The organism is Thermomicrobiales bacterium (genome assembly GCA_041390825.1).
GTDB lineage: Bacteria > Chloroflexota > Chloroflexia > Thermomicrobiales > UBA6265 > JAMLHN01.
In genome coordinates this window covers 59,774-76,934 of sequence record JAWKPF010000005.1, presented here as the reverse complement: position 1 = coordinate 76,934, position 17,161 = coordinate 59,774, and the positions used below count along the sequence as shown (strand labels likewise).

Annotated in this window: 18 protein-coding genes; 13 read left to right on the top strand and 5 right to left on the bottom strand. The window is 62.8% G+C overall.

Going from position 1 to position 17,161, the window contains the following annotated elements; all coding sequences use genetic code 11:
* The first annotated feature begins 59 nt into the window (after positions 1 to 59).
* Both R2855_01590 and R2855_01585 read left to right on the top strand, forming a co-directional pair.
* The gene (locus tag R2855_01590) at positions 60 to 833 is read left to right on the top strand and encodes a hypothetical protein (GenBank protein MEZ4529696.1); all 774 of its coding nucleotides are present in this window, start codon (positions 60 to 62) and stop codon (positions 831 to 833) included.
* 181 nt (positions 834 to 1,014) lie between these two features.
* On the top strand, positions 1,015 to 2,394 hold the full coding sequence (locus tag R2855_01585; GenBank protein MEZ4529695.1) for a dipeptidase: 1,380 nt from the start codon (positions 1,015 to 1,017) through the stop codon (positions 2,392 to 2,394).
* Positions 2,395 to 2,481: 87 nt separating this feature from the next.
* Here the strand turns inward: R2855_01585 and R2855_01580 are convergent, their stop codons facing one another.
* Positions 2,482 to 3,555: a hypothetical protein gene (locus tag R2855_01580; GenBank protein MEZ4529694.1), complete on the bottom strand. Its 1,074-nt coding sequence runs from the start codon at positions 3,553 to 3,555 to the stop codon at positions 2,482 to 2,484.
* Between the two features lie 143 nt (positions 3,556 to 3,698).
* Here R2855_01580 and R2855_01575 point away from each other — a divergent pair, with 143 nt between their 5' ends.
* The 5 genes from R2855_01575 to R2855_01555 all read left to right on the top strand — a co-directional run bounded on the left by R2855_01575 (position 3,699) and on the right by R2855_01555 (position 8,506).
* Positions 3,699 to 4,622, top strand: a complete 924-nt coding sequence (locus R2855_01575; protein MEZ4529693.1) for an LLM class flavin-dependent oxidoreductase — start codon at positions 3,699 to 3,701, stop codon at positions 4,620 to 4,622.
* Between the two features lie 476 nt (positions 4,623 to 5,098).
* Positions 5,099 to 5,626 carry a hypothetical protein gene (locus R2855_01570; GenBank protein ID MEZ4529692.1) on the top strand — a complete coding sequence of 176 codons (528 nt, stop codon included), beginning with the start codon at positions 5,099 to 5,101 and terminating at the stop codon, positions 5,624 to 5,626.
* A gap of 1,248 nt (positions 5,627 to 6,874) precedes the next feature.
* Positions 6,875 to 7,357, top strand: a complete 483-nt coding sequence (locus tag R2855_01565) for a hypothetical protein (protein ID MEZ4529691.1) — start codon at positions 6,875 to 6,877, stop codon at positions 7,355 to 7,357.
* 16 nt (positions 7,358 to 7,373) lie between these two features.
* Positions 7,374 to 7,694, top strand: coding sequence for a hypothetical protein (locus R2855_01560; GenBank protein MEZ4529690.1), 321 nt, complete (start codon positions 7,374 to 7,376; stop codon positions 7,692 to 7,694).
* A 665-nt stretch (positions 7,695 to 8,359) separates the two neighbouring features.
* On the top strand, positions 8,360 to 8,506 hold the full coding sequence (locus R2855_01555) for a hypothetical protein (protein ID MEZ4529689.1): 147 nt from the start codon (positions 8,360 to 8,362) through the stop codon (positions 8,504 to 8,506).
* A 385-nt stretch (positions 8,507 to 8,891) separates the two neighbouring features.
* Here the strand turns inward: R2855_01555 and R2855_01550 are convergent, their stop codons facing one another.
* Positions 8,892 to 9,257, bottom strand: a complete 366-nt coding sequence (locus R2855_01550) for a hypothetical protein (GenBank protein ID MEZ4529688.1) — start codon at positions 9,255 to 9,257, stop codon at positions 8,892 to 8,894.
* 1,127 nt (positions 9,258 to 10,384) lie between these two features.
* Here R2855_01550 and R2855_01545 point away from each other — a divergent pair.
* Both R2855_01545 and R2855_01540 read left to right on the top strand, forming a co-directional pair.
* Positions 10,385 to 10,666: a hypothetical protein gene (locus tag R2855_01545; protein ID MEZ4529687.1), complete on the top strand. Its 282-nt coding sequence runs from the start codon at positions 10,385 to 10,387 to the stop codon at positions 10,664 to 10,666.
* Complete coding sequence (locus tag R2855_01540) at positions 10,663 to 10,815, top strand: hypothetical protein (GenBank protein ID MEZ4529686.1); 153 nt, start codon at positions 10,663 to 10,665, stop codon at positions 10,813 to 10,815. Before R2855_01545 ends, R2855_01540 begins: the two co-directional genes overlap by 4 nt.
* 267 nt (positions 10,816 to 11,082) lie before the next feature.
* Here the strand turns inward: R2855_01540 and R2855_01535 are convergent, their stop codons facing one another.
* On the bottom strand, positions 11,083 to 11,247 hold the full coding sequence (locus R2855_01535) for a hypothetical protein (GenBank protein MEZ4529685.1): 165 nt from the start codon (positions 11,245 to 11,247) through the stop codon (positions 11,083 to 11,085).
* A gap of 4 nt (positions 11,248 to 11,251) precedes the next feature.
* On the opposite strand from R2855_01535, the gene R2855_01530 reads away from it, so the two are divergent.
* From R2855_01530 to R2855_01515, 4 genes are all read left to right on the top strand, one after another.
* On the top strand, positions 11,252 to 11,791 hold the full coding sequence (locus R2855_01530; protein MEZ4529684.1) for a hypothetical protein: 540 nt from the start codon (positions 11,252 to 11,254) through the stop codon (positions 11,789 to 11,791).
* 157 nt (positions 11,792 to 11,948) lie between these two features.
* Complete coding sequence (locus R2855_01525) at positions 11,949 to 12,161, top strand: hypothetical protein (GenBank protein ID MEZ4529683.1); 213 nt, start codon at positions 11,949 to 11,951, stop codon at positions 12,159 to 12,161.
* Between the two features lie 2,248 nt (positions 12,162 to 14,409).
* Positions 14,410 to 14,691, top strand: coding sequence for a hypothetical protein (locus R2855_01520; GenBank protein ID MEZ4529682.1), 282 nt, complete (start codon positions 14,410 to 14,412; stop codon positions 14,689 to 14,691).
* A 71-nt stretch (positions 14,692 to 14,762) separates the two neighbouring features.
* Entirely contained in the window at positions 14,763 to 14,930 is a 168-nt protein-coding gene (locus R2855_01515; GenBank protein ID MEZ4529681.1) for a hypothetical protein, read from the top strand.
* A 1,287-nt stretch (positions 14,931 to 16,217) separates the two neighbouring features.
* Here the strand turns inward: R2855_01515 and R2855_01510 are convergent.
* Together R2855_01510 and R2855_01505 are read right to left on the bottom strand one after the other, a co-directional pair.
* Positions 16,218 to 16,529 (bottom strand): hypothetical protein, encoded by a 312-nt coding sequence (locus R2855_01510; GenBank protein MEZ4529680.1) that lies wholly within the window; start codon positions 16,527 to 16,529, stop codon positions 16,218 to 16,220.
* Positions 16,516 to 17,136, bottom strand: coding sequence for a hypothetical protein (locus R2855_01505; protein MEZ4529679.1), 621 nt, complete (start codon positions 17,134 to 17,136; stop codon positions 16,516 to 16,518). The genes R2855_01510 and R2855_01505 overlap by 14 nt, the downstream gene beginning before the upstream one ends.
* Between the last annotated feature and the right edge of the window lie 25 nt (positions 17,137 to 17,161).

Here is a 17,161-nt window from a genome sequence, read left to right as displayed (position 1 = left end):
GCTAGAATCGGAAAATTGGGTTCAATCGTGAGCGAAATAGTGCAGAATCGGGACAACGCATGAGCGCCAGCAAGAGCAAGAGCCAGGCCGAAACCGACCTCGATCTCGCCCGCGAGCGGCTTTCATTCTACGAACAGTTCGACGAGATCATTCGCCAGAACATCGCATCGTCCAGCGCCCTGCTCAAGGAAGCGTCCGCCCGACTCGACTCCGATTTCGCCGTCGAACGGAGCAGGTATCGCGCGGTGCTTTCCGATGTCCTCGACGATTTGACCGCGCTCCAATCCCAGAGCGAGAAACTGGCCCGGCGCGTAACCGAAGCGCTCGATGAGCTGGAAAGCGGTTCGGCTCCCCAGCGCGCATCACGCGAGGTGCCGGCCATCGGACTGACAACCGAGGCGCCGCCCGAAGCTGCCGCGGTGGTCAACGCTGCATCAGCGACGCGAACGAAGCCCAGACCACCGAAACCGGTCGAGACCGTCGAGACCGTTGCGGCTGTGGAAATGGCGGAGTCTGTCGTCTCGCAAGCGCCGGCAGCACCGCCGGTCGCCTCGCCAACTGCGAGCACGCTTTCACCGACTGCCACCACCACCCTCCTGGTGCATGGGGTGCCACGCGCGTCTGCCGCGCTCGGGCTGAAAAGCCATATCGAAAAACTCGATTTTGTCACTACGGTCGAGCCGCGTGAGTTTGCCGCCGGTCTCCTGCGCTTGCAGGTCGATGGCGCGCGGCCGCTTTCGCTCGGAGATCTTTCGGGTTGGTCCCTCGCCGACCGCATCCAGCTCCGCAACGCAAGCAACGAGCTCCTCGAGGTCGACCTCACCCCAGCCTGATCGTGTGTCCGATTCCCTCGGCCCGGAAGCCGGGCCCCGGCAGGAATGGCGGGTCTGCTTTTCTTGCTCCATGCAATGGCGCGCCCGGATGCCGGCAACCGCGCGAGCACTGTTTGCGGCATCATGACGCGAGATTCGCCGGCGTCCACACCAACGCCGTTCCGGGAAGGACCTGCAGGGAATGACCAACGCCACCATCAGGGAGTATCTCGACGCGCACGCCGCGCAGTACGACGCCGAGCTCGTCGAGTTCCTGCGCATGCGAAGCGTCAGCACCGATCCGAAACACGCCGCTGACACGCGAAAGACGGCGGAATGGGTGGCGGAACGCGCTCGCAAAGCAGGAGTGACCGAGGTTTCCTTGATCGAAACCCCGCTCCATCCGGTCGTCTACGGTCGGTGGGAAACCTCGAATGAAAAACCGACACTGCTCATCTACGGGCATTACGACGTCCAGCCGGTCGATCCGATCGAGCTCTGGGATTCCGATCCGTTCGAGCCGACCGAGCGCGACGGCAGAATCTATGCCCGTGGTTCGTCGGATATGAAGATGAACCTGCTCGGCATCCTGCAGGGAATCGAAGCACTGGCCGCGACAAAGGGTGAACTGCCGATCAACCTGATTCTGCTGTTCGAAGGCGAAGAGGAGATCGGCAGCCCGAACTTGCCAAACGTCGTCGCCGAATACGCGTCCGAACTCAAGTCGGACTTCATCATGTCAGGTGACGGCGGCATGATGGGCGTCGGGAAACCGGCGCTCTCGATCGGTGTCAAGGGCCTGGTCGGTTGCCAGGTCAATCTGACGACCAGTTCGACCGATCTGCACTCCGGATCATATGGCGCCGCCGTTCCCAACGCCGTGCGCGCCATTGCTGAGCTCGCGGCATCGTTCCACAACCCCGATGGGTCAGTTGCCATCGAGGGCTTCTACGATGACGTGCGGCCGTTAACGGACGAGGAGCGCGAGGATATCGCCGTAGTTGCCGAGATGAGCTCCGACGAGGAATTCATGGAAGAGGCCGGCGTCACGGCCATTCTTGGGGAGGCGGGTTACACCGTTCTGGAGTTGCGCTGGACCCGGCCTACTATCGATTTCAACGGCATCTGGGGTGGATTCACCGGCGAAGGGAGCAAGACGGTCACGCCAGCCAAGGCGCACCTCAAGATCACCAGCCGACTGGTGCCCGACCAGCGGCCCGCCAGGATCCTGAAGCTCATCGAGGCTCATATCGCGCGGCACACACCGGTTGGCGCGACGATCGAAGTGGTTCCCGGCAAAGGATCGGCCAACCCATCCTTGCTCTCGAAAGACGCTCCCGGAATGGCCGAGGCGATGGCGGTATTGACTGCAGTCGTCGGTGAGTCGCCTGCGTTGGTGCGTTCAGGCGGCACCGTGCCGATCACTGATGTCTTCACGGAGATTCTCGGAATCGGCCCGGTCACCATCGGGTTCGGACTCCCCGGCAGCCGCGCCCACGCGCCGAACGAATGGATTCGCCCGGAGGAAGTCGCGATTTCACGGCTCGCGTACGCGGAGTACTTCCAGGCGTTGGGCGGCTGAGCAACTGTTCCTGTGGGCTGAAAACCAAAGGCGCCGGTCGATCGGCGCCTCGTTCATGTTCCGCGGCAGTTCGGAGTGACGATGCCGCTACTTGCGCCGGAATCGCCGAGCTGCCGGCTGATCGGCGTGCTCGCCGTCGTCGTCGACCAACGCGGCATCGCTACGCCATTTCGCCAGGCCAACTCCTTCGAGTTGGTCCGAACCGAGATCGGAAAGCAGCGGTGATCGGTAGGCGCCGTTTTCGTCAGCCAATGTACCGTCGATATCGGCGAGCACCGACGATTCGAATCCCACGGGCGCATCCACCATCTCACTGGCAACCGGCTGTTGAGCTGCTGCGCTTTCGCCCGCAACCGAATCGGGCTCATCGACGGCCATGGCCACGATAGCGTCGTCCTGTTCGACAATAGGTCCAGGTCGGTCGACATCGCCGTTCTCCGCAGAGTCGCCGGTCGGCGCCACGGCCACCGCCTCGGCCGGAGCCGCCACCTCTGGCGCCGGCGGCGCTACCGGAGAGCGGAACGGCCGGACATTCGCGGGGAGCGGTTGCTCGGACGCAGCGTCCTGATCGACTGGCGAATCGCCGCTTGCCGCGTCGATGGCAGGTAGGTCGACCGAATCTGGTGACTTCGGCTCTCCAGTGGCGGCGCTATCAGCGGCCGCTGCTTCGACGGCAACGGCTTCGACGGCGACCTCCGGCTCGAACGCAACCGGCGGTGCTTCGGTCCCGGCTCGGTCTTCCGCTCCATTTCCCTTGCCGGCATCGCGTTCTGGCCAGCTATCCCATTCCGTCAGTTCGACATCGCCGATCACGGCGGGAGCCGCGGCAGCCTGCCGCGACGCAGCGCGTGCAGGACGTGGCCGCGAAGCCGCCAGCGCCCGATCCGCGCGCCAGTACCAGAACGAACCTCCTGCGATCGCCACCAGGGTCACCAGCGTGGTCAGCAGCACCAGGTGAGAACCAGTGGAATCATCGACATGCGAGATGAGCGAAACGCCGGTGACCGCCCAGATCACCAGCGCGCCAAGCATCAACCCGATCGCGGCACGGCCCAACCAACTCGAACCAGGCTCTTCGACAGTGCCAAAGAGCTCCCAAAGGGCAAACCCGATCAGCGCCAGGATGGCGCCAATTCCAAAACCGGCAACGACGTAGTCCAAGCTGTGTGAATCCTCTGCCGCCCCAACCCACTCAGAGCGCGTACAGTATCGAACATTTGCCGCAATTTGCGATGATTCATACCGGTCCATTCGGAACGATCGATGGATACGGTGGGGAGTCGACGCTGCCAGGAGGACATCGAATGACGCCAGTTTCGCCCGCGGACATCAAGGTCGGGCTCTATCTCCCGAACGGCGACGGCAAGATGAGCCCGGGCATCCACCGATGGAGCGACGTGCTGCGGCTTGCGCAGAAATCTGAGGATGCCGGGCTCGACTCCGTCTGGGTCGCAGACCACATGATCTTCGAGCTGCACGAGTCGCCGACCGAGGGGCGATGGGAGTGTTGGCAGATGCTCGCGGCTATCGCGGCGTCCACGTCGAAGGTCGAAATTGGACCGTTGGTCACCTGCATGGGCTTCCGGAACCCCGCGTTGCTGGCGAAGATTGCCGAGACGACCGACGAAATCAGCAACGGCCGCCTGATCCTTGGGCTCGGCGCAGGATGGCACGAACCGGAATTCACCACCTATGGCTTTCCGTATGACCACCGCGCCTCCCGCTTCGAGGAAGGTTTTCGCATCCTGTACGACCTGATCCATGAGGATGGTTCGACCTACCACGGCGTCTACTACACCACCGAAGGAGCGGTCGTGCGGCCGCGCGGCCCGCGCAAGGGCGACCTGCCGATCATGATCGGCACCGACGGCCCGCGCATGCTCCGGCTCACGGCGCAATATGCCGACATTTGGAACACCACGTGGACTTACTCGGTCGAGGAAGTTCTCCCCCGGCTTGCAGCGCTCGATGCCGCCTGCAAGGATGTCGGACGAGACCCGGACACGATTGGCCGCTCTTGTTGCGTCTTTGTCGATGTGAAAGGGGCGAAGGGCGTGTACACCCAGTATGGCGATTCGACGCCGAACCCCCGCACACCCGCGGAAATTGCCGAGTTCATCGAGAGCTATGCGGCGGCTGGCGTCGATCACCTGATGGTCTGGCTCGACCCGTACACCGAGGATGCCATCGACGTGCTCGTGGAAGGCGTACAGCGCGCTCGCGGATAATGTTGTCGTATACGAATGGACTGTACGTACAGTCCTTGACACGCCCCGAACGTACGGATATAGTGTCCGTGCAGTCCCGAGGAGCCGAGTGCGTTCACGGCTTCCCACCGGATCAGTCAACGGGCGAAGGACCAATGCGGGGTAGTCCTTCGAAACCAGTCTGAAACGGGACCGGCAAGGGAACCACAACCGTTGCGGGGCGTGTTGTGGGAAACGAACCGGTCAGGGGAGTCTCAGTGCAAGGCTTGTCGGGACTTCTCTTTTTCTCTCCTCCGACAGCATCGCAATCTTCTGCCGTCGCGCCGCTCACTCCACATCACTTGCCCCCGCCCCGTCCCTCTGGACCCTGGACCCTGGACCCAAGACTTCGGCCTCCAGCCCCCAACGCACTCCTCACCCAAGACTCCCAACCCACTTCTATGCGATAGTCGCGCTGTCGAATTGCGACGGTGCCACTGGAAAGGATGCGCGCGGGAATGTCGGACTCTTCGTTTCGTCTGGTGTACACCTCAGATCGATACGATCTTGGCTATGAGGTGGAGGCGCTCTCGAAGCTAACCGACATCGATGTCGAGCTGGTCAGCGGCGTCGTGAACTCGCCAGATGAGCTCATTGCCCTGGCGAAGGACGCCGACTCGCTCGTTGTCTCCTCACGCGAAGCCGTGCCACGCATCGTCATCGAGAACCTCGACCGCTGCCGCGCCATCACGCGCATGTCGGTCGGAATCGACCACGTCGACCTCGATGCCGCCACCGACCATGGCATCGTGGTGAGCCACTGCCCCGACTACTGCACCGATGAGGTGGCCGATCATGCAATGGCGCTCATCCTTGCACTCAACCGGCAGATCGTCTTCACCAGGCTTGCACAAGGCGCCTGGGTCGATCGGCTCCTATCACACCCCCGCGAAATCCTGCGAGGGCCCCATGCCGCCGCTGCGCAAGTTGACCGTTGGCATCGTCGGCTTCGGGCAGATCAGGCAAGCGGTGGGCGAGCCGAGTGAAGCCGTTCGGCTCCCGCATCGTCGTCGACGATCCCTATCTCGACCCGGCGGTGGCCTGGTAAGGGTCGGGCGCTCGTATCACTGGACGAGCTGGCAGCAAGGTCGGACATCATCGTTGCATTGCCCGCTCACCGATGAGACCCGCGGAATGATCGGCGCGGCGTTCTTCGCGCCGGGTCAAACCAACTGCTGTGCTGGTCAACACCGCCCGGGGCGCCATCGTGGATATGGAGGCCATCATCGCGGCGCTCAGCGAGGAGTCGCCTCTTCGCTGCAGGACTCGATGTCGTCGTACCCGAGCCTTTGCCAGCCGATTCTCCGCTCTTCGCGCCGCTGCCAGATATGATTCTGACCCGCACGACGCCTACTACTCCGAGCGGTCCAAAGTGCAGGTGCGCATCGATACGCTCAATGCCGCGCTTTGCGCGTTGCGCGGCATGCTCCACGCCTGCGTGGCCAATCCGCCGTGCTCGAAAACTCGATCTGCGTCCCTGGGCGCGAGCTAGTCACGCACACTGAACTCTGCTGCCAGCGCCAGAGCGAGGCCGACCACGCCGCGATCCCGAACGGGATCAGGATGAGCGGCTCATTTTGCGGCTGCCAGGGAGACCTGGACGCCTTCAATCAGCTCGTGACCCGGCACGAGCGCTCGATCTGAACCTCTGCTGGCGCATGCTCGGCACCCTGCCGGAAGCCGAAGACGCGAGGCCAGGACGCGTTCATCAAAGCGTGGACCAACGCCAAGTCGTTCAAGGGCGGCGCAGTTCGGCCCTGGCTGCTGCGCATTGCCTGTACCTGCTACGACGTCTTGCGTTCGAAAGGGCGCAAACCGACCGGCTCACTCGACGCCGCCGAGTTCGAAACCGAGCCAGACTGGAGCACCCAAACGATCCGGTCGATCGGTGCGGTTCGCCGAAACCGGAGACCTGGGCCGCATGCTCGAAGCCGCGCTCGCCAGATCCCGGATGAGCAGCGGTTGGCAGTGACGTTGTGCGACATTCAGGGGTTACCGCTGGCCGAAGCAATGAGATCATGGCCATCTCCATCGGCACCGTGAAATCGCGCTTGTTTCGCGGTAAGGCCCGAAGCTACGCGATCTCATTGCATCGCCCGCTGGGCGGAACTTCTCTGACGGCGGGTCGTTCTTCTACCAGAGAAAGCGACTGACGATGCCGACCAACGAACGCCAAGCAGACCACACAAGACCACCTGACCGATGCCGAGCTCAACAGGCTGGTGGATGGAACGTTGGCCGGACGCGACGCTGACAAGGCCCAGGCCCGCCTCGCCGGATGCATGCTCGCGGAAGCCTCAGCTGCCGCAGCGCGCCGCACCTCCCGGCAAGCCCAGTGTCATGCCGCGCAGGTCGTTCCAGCTCACACCAGCGCAAGCAAGCTGCCGAACCGAAACAGGTGGCTCGACCGGTTTGCCGAACGCCTGCTTCCCGGCGTGCCAGCAATCAAGGCTGCAACGATCGCCGTAGCGTTGTTGTTCATTTCCGTAACGGCATTCGACGTGCTGACCAACCAGAGCGCGCAGGAGAGCATGGGACCCACCACGGTGAAGCAGGAAGCCGATGTGCCTGCTCACGTTCGAGGCTCCCCAAACCGCTACCGCAACCGAGCCTTCGGGCCGTGTGGAAACGGCTTCGGCAACGCCGCGCCAGAGCCAGACAGCGCTCCAGGAGAGTGCCACGGGTGGTGGCGCGCAAACTGCGAAACGAGCCGATGAACCGGATGGCGAGTCGATGAGCGAATCCGCTGCCGATTCAGCACCGGTCGAAGACGGGTTCACAAGTTCCGCTATGCAAGAGGCGCCGGCCGCCCCAGCAGCTGCGATGGAACCGGGTCTTGCATCGCCCACAGCCGAACCAACCGCAACCCCTACTCCGACCCCGGAAGCGACCGCTACCGCCACCCCCACCGCAACCCCTGCGCCCGCTTCCGACGGATGGAGCAGCGAGTTCACGCTCTCCTGGTGGCGGATCGCCGAGCTCGCCCTCCTGATGATCCTCATCTGGCTCATCGTCACCTGGTTCGGGCGGCGCGGCGTGGACTCGCTGGACTAGCGGTTGCCGAAACACGTGCCTGCGTGCGAAGATGCCGTCATCCCGACTGAGGCGGAGTGGACAGATCTCCTCGCCGCGGCGGGGAACAGCAAGGTCACGCTTCTTGGCGATGGCAGTCCTACTTTGAAGAACCGCTCTAGTAGCCCAGTCGCTGCAAGCGGACGCGGAACCTTTTTCACCATTCATACGTTCTCTCAACAGGCGGAACCCCAGTCCGGAATCGCCCGGACGGAATGCCCAATAGTGAGAGGCCGGATTGGTAAGTAGGAGAAACTGCTTGAACGCTCAGGGACTTTCGTTGCGCAAACTCACCTCGGTCAGGGCGGTTGCCCTGATGGCCACCACCCTGTTCGCCGCATCGCGCGGTATCCGCGCAGGACGCCACTCCGGCTACGGCATCGACTCAGGCCACGGTCTCCGTCAGTGGCATTGGGATCGTAACCAGCCACGCCTGACACTGTCGGTCAGCTTGGCGTCACCGTGACCCAACCGACCCTTGCCGACGCGCAGAACCAGACGTCGACCCAGATGCAGGCGGTCATTGCCGCGCTCACCGCTGCCGGCGTGGAAGAGGACATTCAAACCTCGAGCTACTACGTGTCAGTCGTGCGACCTACGACAGCAACGGCAATCCCTCGGAAGTCTCCAACTTCCAGGTGCAGAACATGGTCAATGTGGTCGTGCGGGATATCGACAATGTCGGCCCCGTGCTCGATGGCGCGTTCGCCGCTGGCGCAAACACGGTCACGGGCTTCTATCTCGAGGATTCGTCCCAGGCAACCAGCGATGCCCGTGCGCTCGCGGTCGGGTAGCGCCAATAAGCGCCCAGGGCTCGCCGCCGCCGCTGGCATGACGCTCGGTCCCGTGGTTCGATCACCGAACTGGCTGGAGTCCGATCTATGGCAAGGAGCGGCGGCATGGCAGCAGAATCTGTTGCGCCCGCTCCCATTCGGGTGAACGACCCACCATCAGTGGACGTCACCGTCGTTTACCAGCTCATCGAATCGTAATCACCTGGGAACAGCGGTGACGGGGAATTCATCGCTGTCGAAAACGGAACGGCGGAGCGGGGCGAACCGCTTCATCATTCTTCGCGTTCAGCCTCGCTGGCCCGAAACGTCTGCAATCGATTGTGGCTGACGACCTCGGTGACATAGACGTCGCCCGATGGCGGAAGTCCAGAGCGAATGGGGGCAATCAGGAAATTCTCCTGGACCGATCCCACTGGCGGTACCGATCCGCTCGCCACCAGCGTTCCAGCTCGACCAGCGGATGCGCTGGAAAGTTGCTCGTGATAGGGCGCGGATCGTCGTCGCGGGTCGTGCAATCGGTGACGATGCTTTCGCTCCTTGTCTGGAAGATGTCATGCGGAAAGCTGAATCCGTCCCAGATCGCGAGCACGGCGCCCTGGTCGTCGAAAACCTGTACACGGCCATTCGCCGCGTAGACGCGCTCGTCCGCATCCACCCAGATGCTATGCACGGCGTCTGGAAACCGGCCGGGCTCCGACCCGTCACCACCCCAGGAAGCGCGTAACTCGCCTCGGGATTTGAAACGATGCACCCAGTTCTGTCCATATCCATCAGAGTATAGATGTCGCCCGATGGACCCTGCACCGCCCGGGTTGGCCTGTTGAATGGCGTGCCGGGCGCGCCAATCACTCCAGGCGAGGCAATGGCCTGCATCAGGTTGCCATGCCGGTCGAAGATGCGCACGACATGCTCGCCCGTGGTGACAAAGACCCGATCGTCCGGACCAATCCAGAGCCCGTGCGGGCAGAAATCGGCTTCCAGTCTCCAGCCAGGTTCCATCCGCGTCGAATCGGTGCGCCACATGGGCACCCGGCTGAGTATGTAGACGCCGCCATCCGAATCTGTCGCGACCGCCGAATCAGCCAAAGAAGTCATCGACGCCCGTTCAAATCCCCAACCCGGAACTACTGCCTCCGGATCGACCACAAGCCCATCTTGCCACCTTCACGAGTCGAACGCATCCTTGCGGACAATCGGACGGGGAGCCGAAGATCACGGAGCCTGCGCGTCCGCATTCGACACCAGACTACACTTCGTCTGTGATCATGACGCGCAGTATGAACCTCGAACCCATCTCTCGCCGCAACCTTCTGGCCACCATCGCAGGAACCGGTCTCTTCCTCGCGGCTGGCAACCGCATCAGGCTCGGAAGGCGATGCCGTTCGTCGTCGATCTCGATTGGGTGCGCGAGCGCGCATGCGGGCTGACCTGAGGCTGCTCGATGTCTCCAGCTTCACGTCTACCGCGACCGGCATATCGCGTCAGCCACTCATGCCTGGTGGCGAATACCGTCGATCCCAACTACCGTCTTTAGCGCGGTCTTGACCCAGAGCGACAAGAAGAGGCGCATCGCCAGCGCGTGCGCGATTCGCTCCGGCCTCTTCACTGGCGATGATGTTGTCGTATACGACGACGCAGACGGATTCCACGCGGCGAGAATGGTTTGGTTCCTCGCTTCCTGGGATTCGCTCGCGCTGCGCTGCTGAATGCCGCGTTTGCCGATTGGGATGCGGAAAGTCGGTTCATCGTCGCGGCATCGACCTCTACGTCGCCGAGTCGATCCGCAAACCGGCTTCTACCTGGTGACGGAGCAACTGAACCGGCTGAACAATCGAACGCTGCAACTGATCGACATTCGAACCGACGCCGAGCGGGTTGATGACCTCGACGGCCAGATGCCGCCGGGGCAATCCCGATTCGATCAGGTTTCCCTGGGACAACGTGCTCGACGACAACAACCGGTTGAAGGCCCCTGAGCTGCTTTTCGAGCACACGAACGACCTCGGCCTCGATCCCACGCAAGAGACCGTCGTCTATGGATTCCGGATCCGACACCGCGCTTTCCTGGCTGGCGCTCCGCAATACCGGTTTCTGTCTCACCTACGACCGGGGCTGGGCAGAATGGTCGAACCCCCGATCTTCCACGAGTCGCTCACATGAATCGGCTCATCCGCCTGCTGCTGGTTCTGGCGCTGGTAGCCATCCCGCATCTCCAGGCAACCGCGCAATCCGATTCCGAGACCGCTGGCCGCATGCTCGAGCCGGTCACGATGGATATGTCGGCCGCCGAAATGATGCGCTCGCAATAGTCGTGCTGCCCGATCATCTCAGCCCGGCGTTCGAGTTCAAACCATATGGCCGAAACGCCCTTTACCGAGGACGCTGGGCGCGCGGCATTGGGCACTTTCTCCAGCTGCGAAACAGCCCGCGCCGCGAATCTCTGCTGCGCTTGCGCAATTCGACGGTCGGCCATCGTAGCTGTCATTCCGCTCAGAATCTGCGGGCGGCGCTGCTACCGTGCTGACCGATTGGGATCCATATCGAGCGACCATCGATGCGATCCTCGGGGAAGCGAATCAGGTCTGGCGTTCGAGACGGTCGATTTCCGCCCGCTCGAATTCGGTGCGGCCATTGCCACGCTCAGGTTGCCTGTTCCACTGGCGCGCGCTGCTGCTCAGCGACCGATACCGGGTGAAACGCCCCAGCAGCTCATTCCAGTGCTGGTGCATGGATCGATGCACGACGGTGTCGAGAACTCCTTCGAAGAAGATCATCGCTGGCCTGCTGGACAGCCTCACGTACGGAAGTGCTCATTGTCGACCCGCCGGCCGCGAACACCGGCAGCTGGCGGCCTACAACAATGTCCAGCTCTTCGCGTTGATGAACTCGGTCGGACGCCGCGGCGCCGGCTATGTCGGCGATGGTGACGTCGACGGCGACGCTATGTTGGGCCCGGACTGGAAGCGTTCGACGCGGATAGCGTGCGCGCCGGCATCGCAAGCGACTCCTGGTATGCGCAACTTCCCACCGGTGGAAGCAGCGGCGGCGCGGTGCTGGAAGCGCTTCTGGGACGCTTTCCCGAGAGCGCGGCACTGGCGTCTACCAGCGCTTTCAGAGGTCATTGCAACGATCGACGAGGGTGGTCGTGCTGACGCCGCGCAAAGTGCGGCGCGATCGCGGTCGACCTGGGACTTTCGTTGGCGCCCACCACGCCAGCCGGCATCGGCGTGGGTGACGGCTCCATCGGCCGACCTGATCGCGGACAGGCGTTCTTGCGCCCTCTGATCCCGCGCTGTTCGATCTTCGCTCGAAGTGCATCCGACGCGATCCGCTCGATATCGAGGACGGGCGCGCTCCGAGAGTCGCTACTCGGCGCTGGCGTCGATTCCGAAACGATCAGCGAAGCGGTCGCGCTGTTCGACGGCGGTGCGGAAAACAGCTGGTGCCAGATCTGTCCTGCGCGCCGGGCCTGCTGATGCTCAGCTCGCTCACCGGGATGGCGTCGCTGCTCGATTCTGCGTTGGTCGGTGCGAACGGTGGCGGCGCGCCAGTACGCATCGCCTACCGCGCGCTTCCTGCGCGGGTACCGGCGGTTTGGGAAGCGCCGGCTGGGCAAATCGCCGGTCGTGTGGATCAACTCGATGCTCGATGGTGACGGCCCGAGCTGTTGGCAACGGCCGCATCGCCGAAGGACTGTGCTGGAAATCCTCGGAAAAATGCGCAGCGCAGGCGGTCATCGCGGCGGCGTTGTCGTCGTCCTGTGGGCAGTCTGGTTGCCAGCGACCCCACGCTTGCCGAGCGCCACCTGGGGGACCATCGCCCGCAATCGCGATCTGCAAGCCCTGCTCAGCTCGCAACCATTCGATCCCGGAGTCCCGCAATCGTCCGAATTCCCGGATCCGACTGGCCGCTGGGATCGGGCAGCGACGTTTTCCGTCCAGTCTCCGGCCAACTCCTTCGTGGACTATGTGTCGAACTCACCACGCGTTTCTGCCAGCACCTCGACAGAACCCTCGGCCGCTCCTGGCTGCCTTGCTGCAACAGCGGTCGATTACCCGTCTCCAGCAGCGCCATCCAGATCGATGACGATCTCTGGCCAGCCTCGATCTCGGCTTTGCGCACGTGCTGCCAGTCGAGGACGGGGTCGACGCCTGAGTTGACCATCTCGAGCGCCTCTCGATAACCGCTCAGATCGCTTTCCGATGCACGCTATGCTTCGGCATATCGAATCGAGCCTCCGACACAACCCATGAGAGAATGAGAACCGCTCCGTAGCGGTTCTCCCGAATCTATCCATGATTGGTCTGCGCCGATGCGACCGCAACCCAACAGCCGCGTCGCCAGATTCTCGCCACCAACCTCACGCTACCGAACGGCTTCAGCGCTCTCCAAGCATCGCAACTACCGCCTTTACTTCGGCCAGGCGGTCTCCGTCACCGGAACCTGGATGCAAAGCCTGGCAATGTCCTGGCTGGTGCTTTCGGCTTCCACCTCCGCTATCGATCTTGCGCTGGTCAACGTGCTCCAGTTCGCGCCGACGCTGGTCTTCCGGACTGTTCGCCCAGGTGCTGGCCGACCGGGTCCCGAAGCGCGGTCTACTCGTCGTCCGCAGTCCACGATCTACGCCGCGCTCTGCTCACTGACGCTTGCCATTCTGATCTGGGCGATCATATCGATCTTTGTACCGTCTCTCTGCTGGCGCTCATCGTGGGGATCAACAACTCGTTCGACATGCCGGCGCGGCAAGCGTTCGTTTCTGGATGGTGGGCGACAAGGCCGATTTTGCCGAACGCCATCGCGCTCAACTCCACGCTTTTCAGCATGGGGCGGTTGTGGGACCGGCGCTCGCCGGACTCGTCCTGGGGCGTTCGGAGTCGCCATCTGCTTCTTCATCGACGCTCAGCTACCTGGCGATTGATCGGTAGCCTGCTGATGGTACGTCTCGCCAGTCGCTCAGGCAGTGCGCAGGCGCAGCGTTGGAGTCACTGCGCGATGGGCTGGCTTACGTCCGCCACACCGTCGTGGCTACCTGGTCGTCTTTGCCGGATTGGTCGGCGTTTTCGAGTCAATTTCAGCATCTGGATGCCCTTGCTCGCCGAGCAAGAGATCGACACTGGGCCGGGTGGCTTCAGGTTGCTCATGTCGTCGCTTGGTGTGGGAGCGTTGGTGGGCGCCCTTGCTTCCAGCAAGGGCAAGTTATCGAAGCACATGCTTGCCACTGGGCTGGTGCTCGGTCGCCAGGAGATTGCTCAGGCTCCGCGACCGGATTGCGCCCCAGCTGATCCTCGCCATGGTCATCAGCGCGGTAGTTGGGCTCGCGTCCACCATGGCTATGGCCAATACCGTTGTCCAATCTCACCGCGCCGGACGAGCTGCACGGCCGAGTGATGAGCGTCTACATCGCGTCTCGACCGGGGTCGCGCCGTTGGGCGCGTTGCTGGCGGAGCGGTTGCCAACGCGACCAACACATCCATCTCGATCCTGTTGGTATCATCACCACGCTCAGCGCAATCTGGCTGGCTCAGCGCCTGCAGATCCCGGAACACGCGCGGGCCTGGTTCGCGCGCGTTCCTGACGCCGCCCATCGAGCGCCCTCGGAAAAAAGCAAGAAATTCGACTTCGATGCCCCTGGGCGGTTTCGGGCTGCTTTCGCTCTTCCATGCTTTGTCGGCGTTCGTTTTCTTTTTCAGTTCATCCTCGCCGGGAAACAATCTTCGACAACGACTTCACACCATACGACCGGTCGATGTAAGGCCGCATTCTTCATCTTGCTTCCGTTTCCGTCGCGTTGCACGGCTTGGCCACGCCGCTGCCATTTGGGCAATGGGCGGCCGGGTACTCGATTTCGGCTTCTACTTCTTCTCCGGGTATGTCTCGTACAAGCCCCCACCGGTTTCTCGGATGTGCAACAGACGCTGATCGCGTTCGCCGGAACATTCGTCAATCTGGTCTTGATCGTGATCGCGTTGGCAGTGGTCTTCCTCAAGCCGCCGTTGCGCCCCTGGAACGAGCTGCTGTTGCAGTTCGTCTTCATCTCCGGTATCAACGCGCTGGTCTTCTACCCGGCCATGGACTTGCTGTTGAACATCTCCGGCGACTGGTCGCAGATGTACCCTGGCAGGCGTTCCTGGCTCACCGCCATCATCGTCATCGTGCAAGTGGCGTTCATCGCGGTCGGCTGGTGAGGAATGAAGAACACACTTGGGTGCCTGGATCGCCGAGTTGACCGGACTTTCCCGATGGCTCGAGCTTGCGCATGGGTTTTGGCAGCGGAGGCGAGCAGGCGGTGCGGAAGGTCGAGCGGATCGACGCGAACAAACTTGCCGGCAACGAGAAAACGGTCGGCAGCGCGATCACCCCGTGGCTGCCGGTTGGCCGGTCAAGACCGACACCCGCATCGACCGCGGTCAGGGCAGCTCCGTGAGGCTCGATGATCTGATGCCGTTCGCACCGTTGCCGTGGTCGAGCGGTGAGACGGCAATCGTCGGCAACGTCACTCCACACGCAGTCCGGGATCGCCTGCCAATCGGGAATGATTCGATCATGGCCGTCCATGCCAGGCGGACAGACTGACGATGGCGCTCCGCATCGCGGCCGAGCGTGTCGACACGTGGGCGCCAGCGCCGCAACCGTCCAGGAGCCAGGCGACCAGCCTGCGGCCGTGGTCGAGTCAGGCTTCGATCGCGTCCGCGGCCGCGCGTTCAACACGAGGTTCGTTCGCACCTGCTCCGCCCGGTCAACCGTTCGCATTGGTCACCGGCTGGACCAACTCCGATCTCATCGCACGGTCGGCTCGACCAGGCCGGAGTTGCTCAGCACCGATACGGCCAACACATTCAAACCCGGTACGACCCATCGTATATGCGAATCGCGATCCCGAGCTCATGCGCAGGAACGGCCAGGCAGAGAGCCTTCTGCCCCGTCTGCAACGACGGATCCGTTCGACAGGCGCATCAACTCGTGTCGATCGAACCGGGACCGGCAATATTCTCCGGATACGCAGCCATCGCTCCAAGCAGTCGAGCGATCGCGGATTCGTGCGTTCGCATCAGGCGAAGAGCGATTGCGCCGGGCGCGAGCGCTGCGTAGGCTGCAGTCGGTCAATCGAGCGCCAAACGTCGGGACACTGCATCCGTCCACGGCCAAGGACACCGCAGCAGGATCGACCTGCATCGCGTCTGCCACGATTTCGAGGTTGCCGTTGGAGCGGGTGCTCCGGCGACGAATACGATTCGGTCAGGTAGCCGAGATGCAGGCAGGTCGCCAACATGCCCGCGTGCTTGCCAGAGCAACAGTTCTGTAATTAGGGCGCGTCGACGAGGCCAAGCGACAAACGCGCGAGCTCCGCCCCGTCGAACGGTGGAGCCGCGCCGCACTGCAGCAGCCCCGGCTCCGCTCCAACCTTCTCGAGCATTACCATGCGACAGACTGTTGTTGACCGGCTTCGCCATAGTGCGACGAGCAACAGAACCAGTTCAGGTCACGGTGAATCCGAACGCGTCGCCGCGCCGCTCTCGACGAGCGGAATCGCCTGGAACGGTTTCGCGGACGACCGAAAATAGGCGAAGATCAGGATCTCCGCAGCAGCCAGCCTCCCTGTCCGCCACCGTAACCGCCTCGTGCTCACTCTCGATTGCGTCGCCCGTATAGCGGACGCGCAACGAATTCGTGCGTTCCACCGGCTGTCCCCGTCGATCGTTTCTCGGTCGCCCTAACCAGCCCGCTTGTCCACCACGTTGATCAGTTCGACCCCGTCCTGCAAGCGGCGCGTTTTCCACCAGAATCTCGACGCAGCGGCGTTCCTTTGCCAGGACGAGCCGGCAGATGACTCATCACCACATTCGGCATATGTCCCAGAATGGACTGTCTGCCGGAACCGGTTCACCTCATTCACATCGAGTCCAGCGCCCCACGCCCCGACGCCAACGCCTCCGCCAGAGCAGGTTCGTCGATGATTCCCCAGCGCGGAAACGGCAATCACGATCGAGTTCTTCGGCATGGCGGCAAATTCACTGGCGCCCAACGTGTGATGCGTCTCCCGGGTCAGTGGCGCTGCCACCATCAGAATGTCGGACATGGCCAGCATGTCGTGCAGCTTGTCCACCGGCCAGACAGCATCGACAAGCGATCGCCACCGGATGCACGTCGACCGCAAGCATCGACCTCGAAGCCGGAGGCGCGCTGCTGCCGCCCGGTTGCCTGTAGCCGGGAATGCCGATCGACGACTGCCCATGATCTCGCAGGCTCACGATACGAACCGTCCACCGCCACTGGTGCTTGTGCTGATAGTCGAGCGAAGCCAGTATCTTGCGGGTCAAGGCCAGCAACAGCGCGAACGCGTGCTCGGCAATCGACGGCGCGTGCGCGCCACGCGTCTTCGAGAGGACGACGTCGCTTTCGACCAGCTCAGGAAAGTTCATCAGGAAATCGACACCCGCGCTCTGCGACTGGACCAGCCTGAGCTGCTTCGCTGCCGCCAGCACCTCAGCATCGGGACGGCCGCAGAGCACATCGGCGTCGCCGATCCTCCTGCAGCTGCTCATCGGATCGACCCGGACGATCTCAGATTGGAGATCGCGTCCAGCAGCAAAATACGCGTCGCCCTCTTCGGTGGCGATGACCAATTTCATGCGCGGTCCTTTGTCCTTCATACAG

What these genes read in the sequence shown, in the direction of transcription:
- R2855_01545 (MEZ4529687.1), top strand. Translation starts at nt 10,385, where the DNA reads ATGACCTCGACGGCCAGATGCCGCCGGGGCAATCCCGATTCGATCAGG.
- R2855_01555 (MEZ4529689.1), top strand. Translation starts at nt 8,360, where the DNA reads ATGGTCAATGTGGTCGTGCGGGATATCGACAATGTCGGCCCCGTGCTC.
- R2855_01505 (MEZ4529679.1), bottom strand. Translation starts at nt 17,136, where the DNA reads ATGAAATTGGTCATCGCCACCGAAGAGGGCGACGCGTATTTTGCTGCT.
- R2855_01560 (MEZ4529690.1), top strand. Translation starts at nt 7,374, where the DNA reads ATGAGCGAATCCGCTGCCGATTCAGCACCGGTCGAAGACGGGTTCACA.
- R2855_01540 (MEZ4529686.1), top strand. Translation starts at nt 10,663, where the DNA reads ATGAATCGGCTCATCCGCCTGCTGCTGGTTCTGGCGCTGGTAGCCATC.
- R2855_01590 (MEZ4529696.1), top strand. Translation starts at nt 60, where the DNA reads ATGAGCGCCAGCAAGAGCAAGAGCCAGGCCGAAACCGACCTCGATCTC.
- R2855_01570 (MEZ4529692.1), top strand. Translation starts at nt 5,099, where the DNA reads ATGTCGGACTCTTCGTTTCGTCTGGTGTACACCTCAGATCGATACGAT.
- R2855_01575 (MEZ4529693.1), top strand. Translation starts at nt 3,699, where the DNA reads ATGACGCCAGTTTCGCCCGCGGACATCAAGGTCGGGCTCTATCTCCCG.
- R2855_01585 (MEZ4529695.1), top strand. Translation starts at nt 1,015, where the DNA reads ATGACCAACGCCACCATCAGGGAGTATCTCGACGCGCACGCCGCGCAG.
- R2855_01515 (MEZ4529681.1), top strand. Translation starts at nt 14,763, where the DNA reads ATGGGTTTTGGCAGCGGAGGCGAGCAGGCGGTGCGGAAGGTCGAGCGG.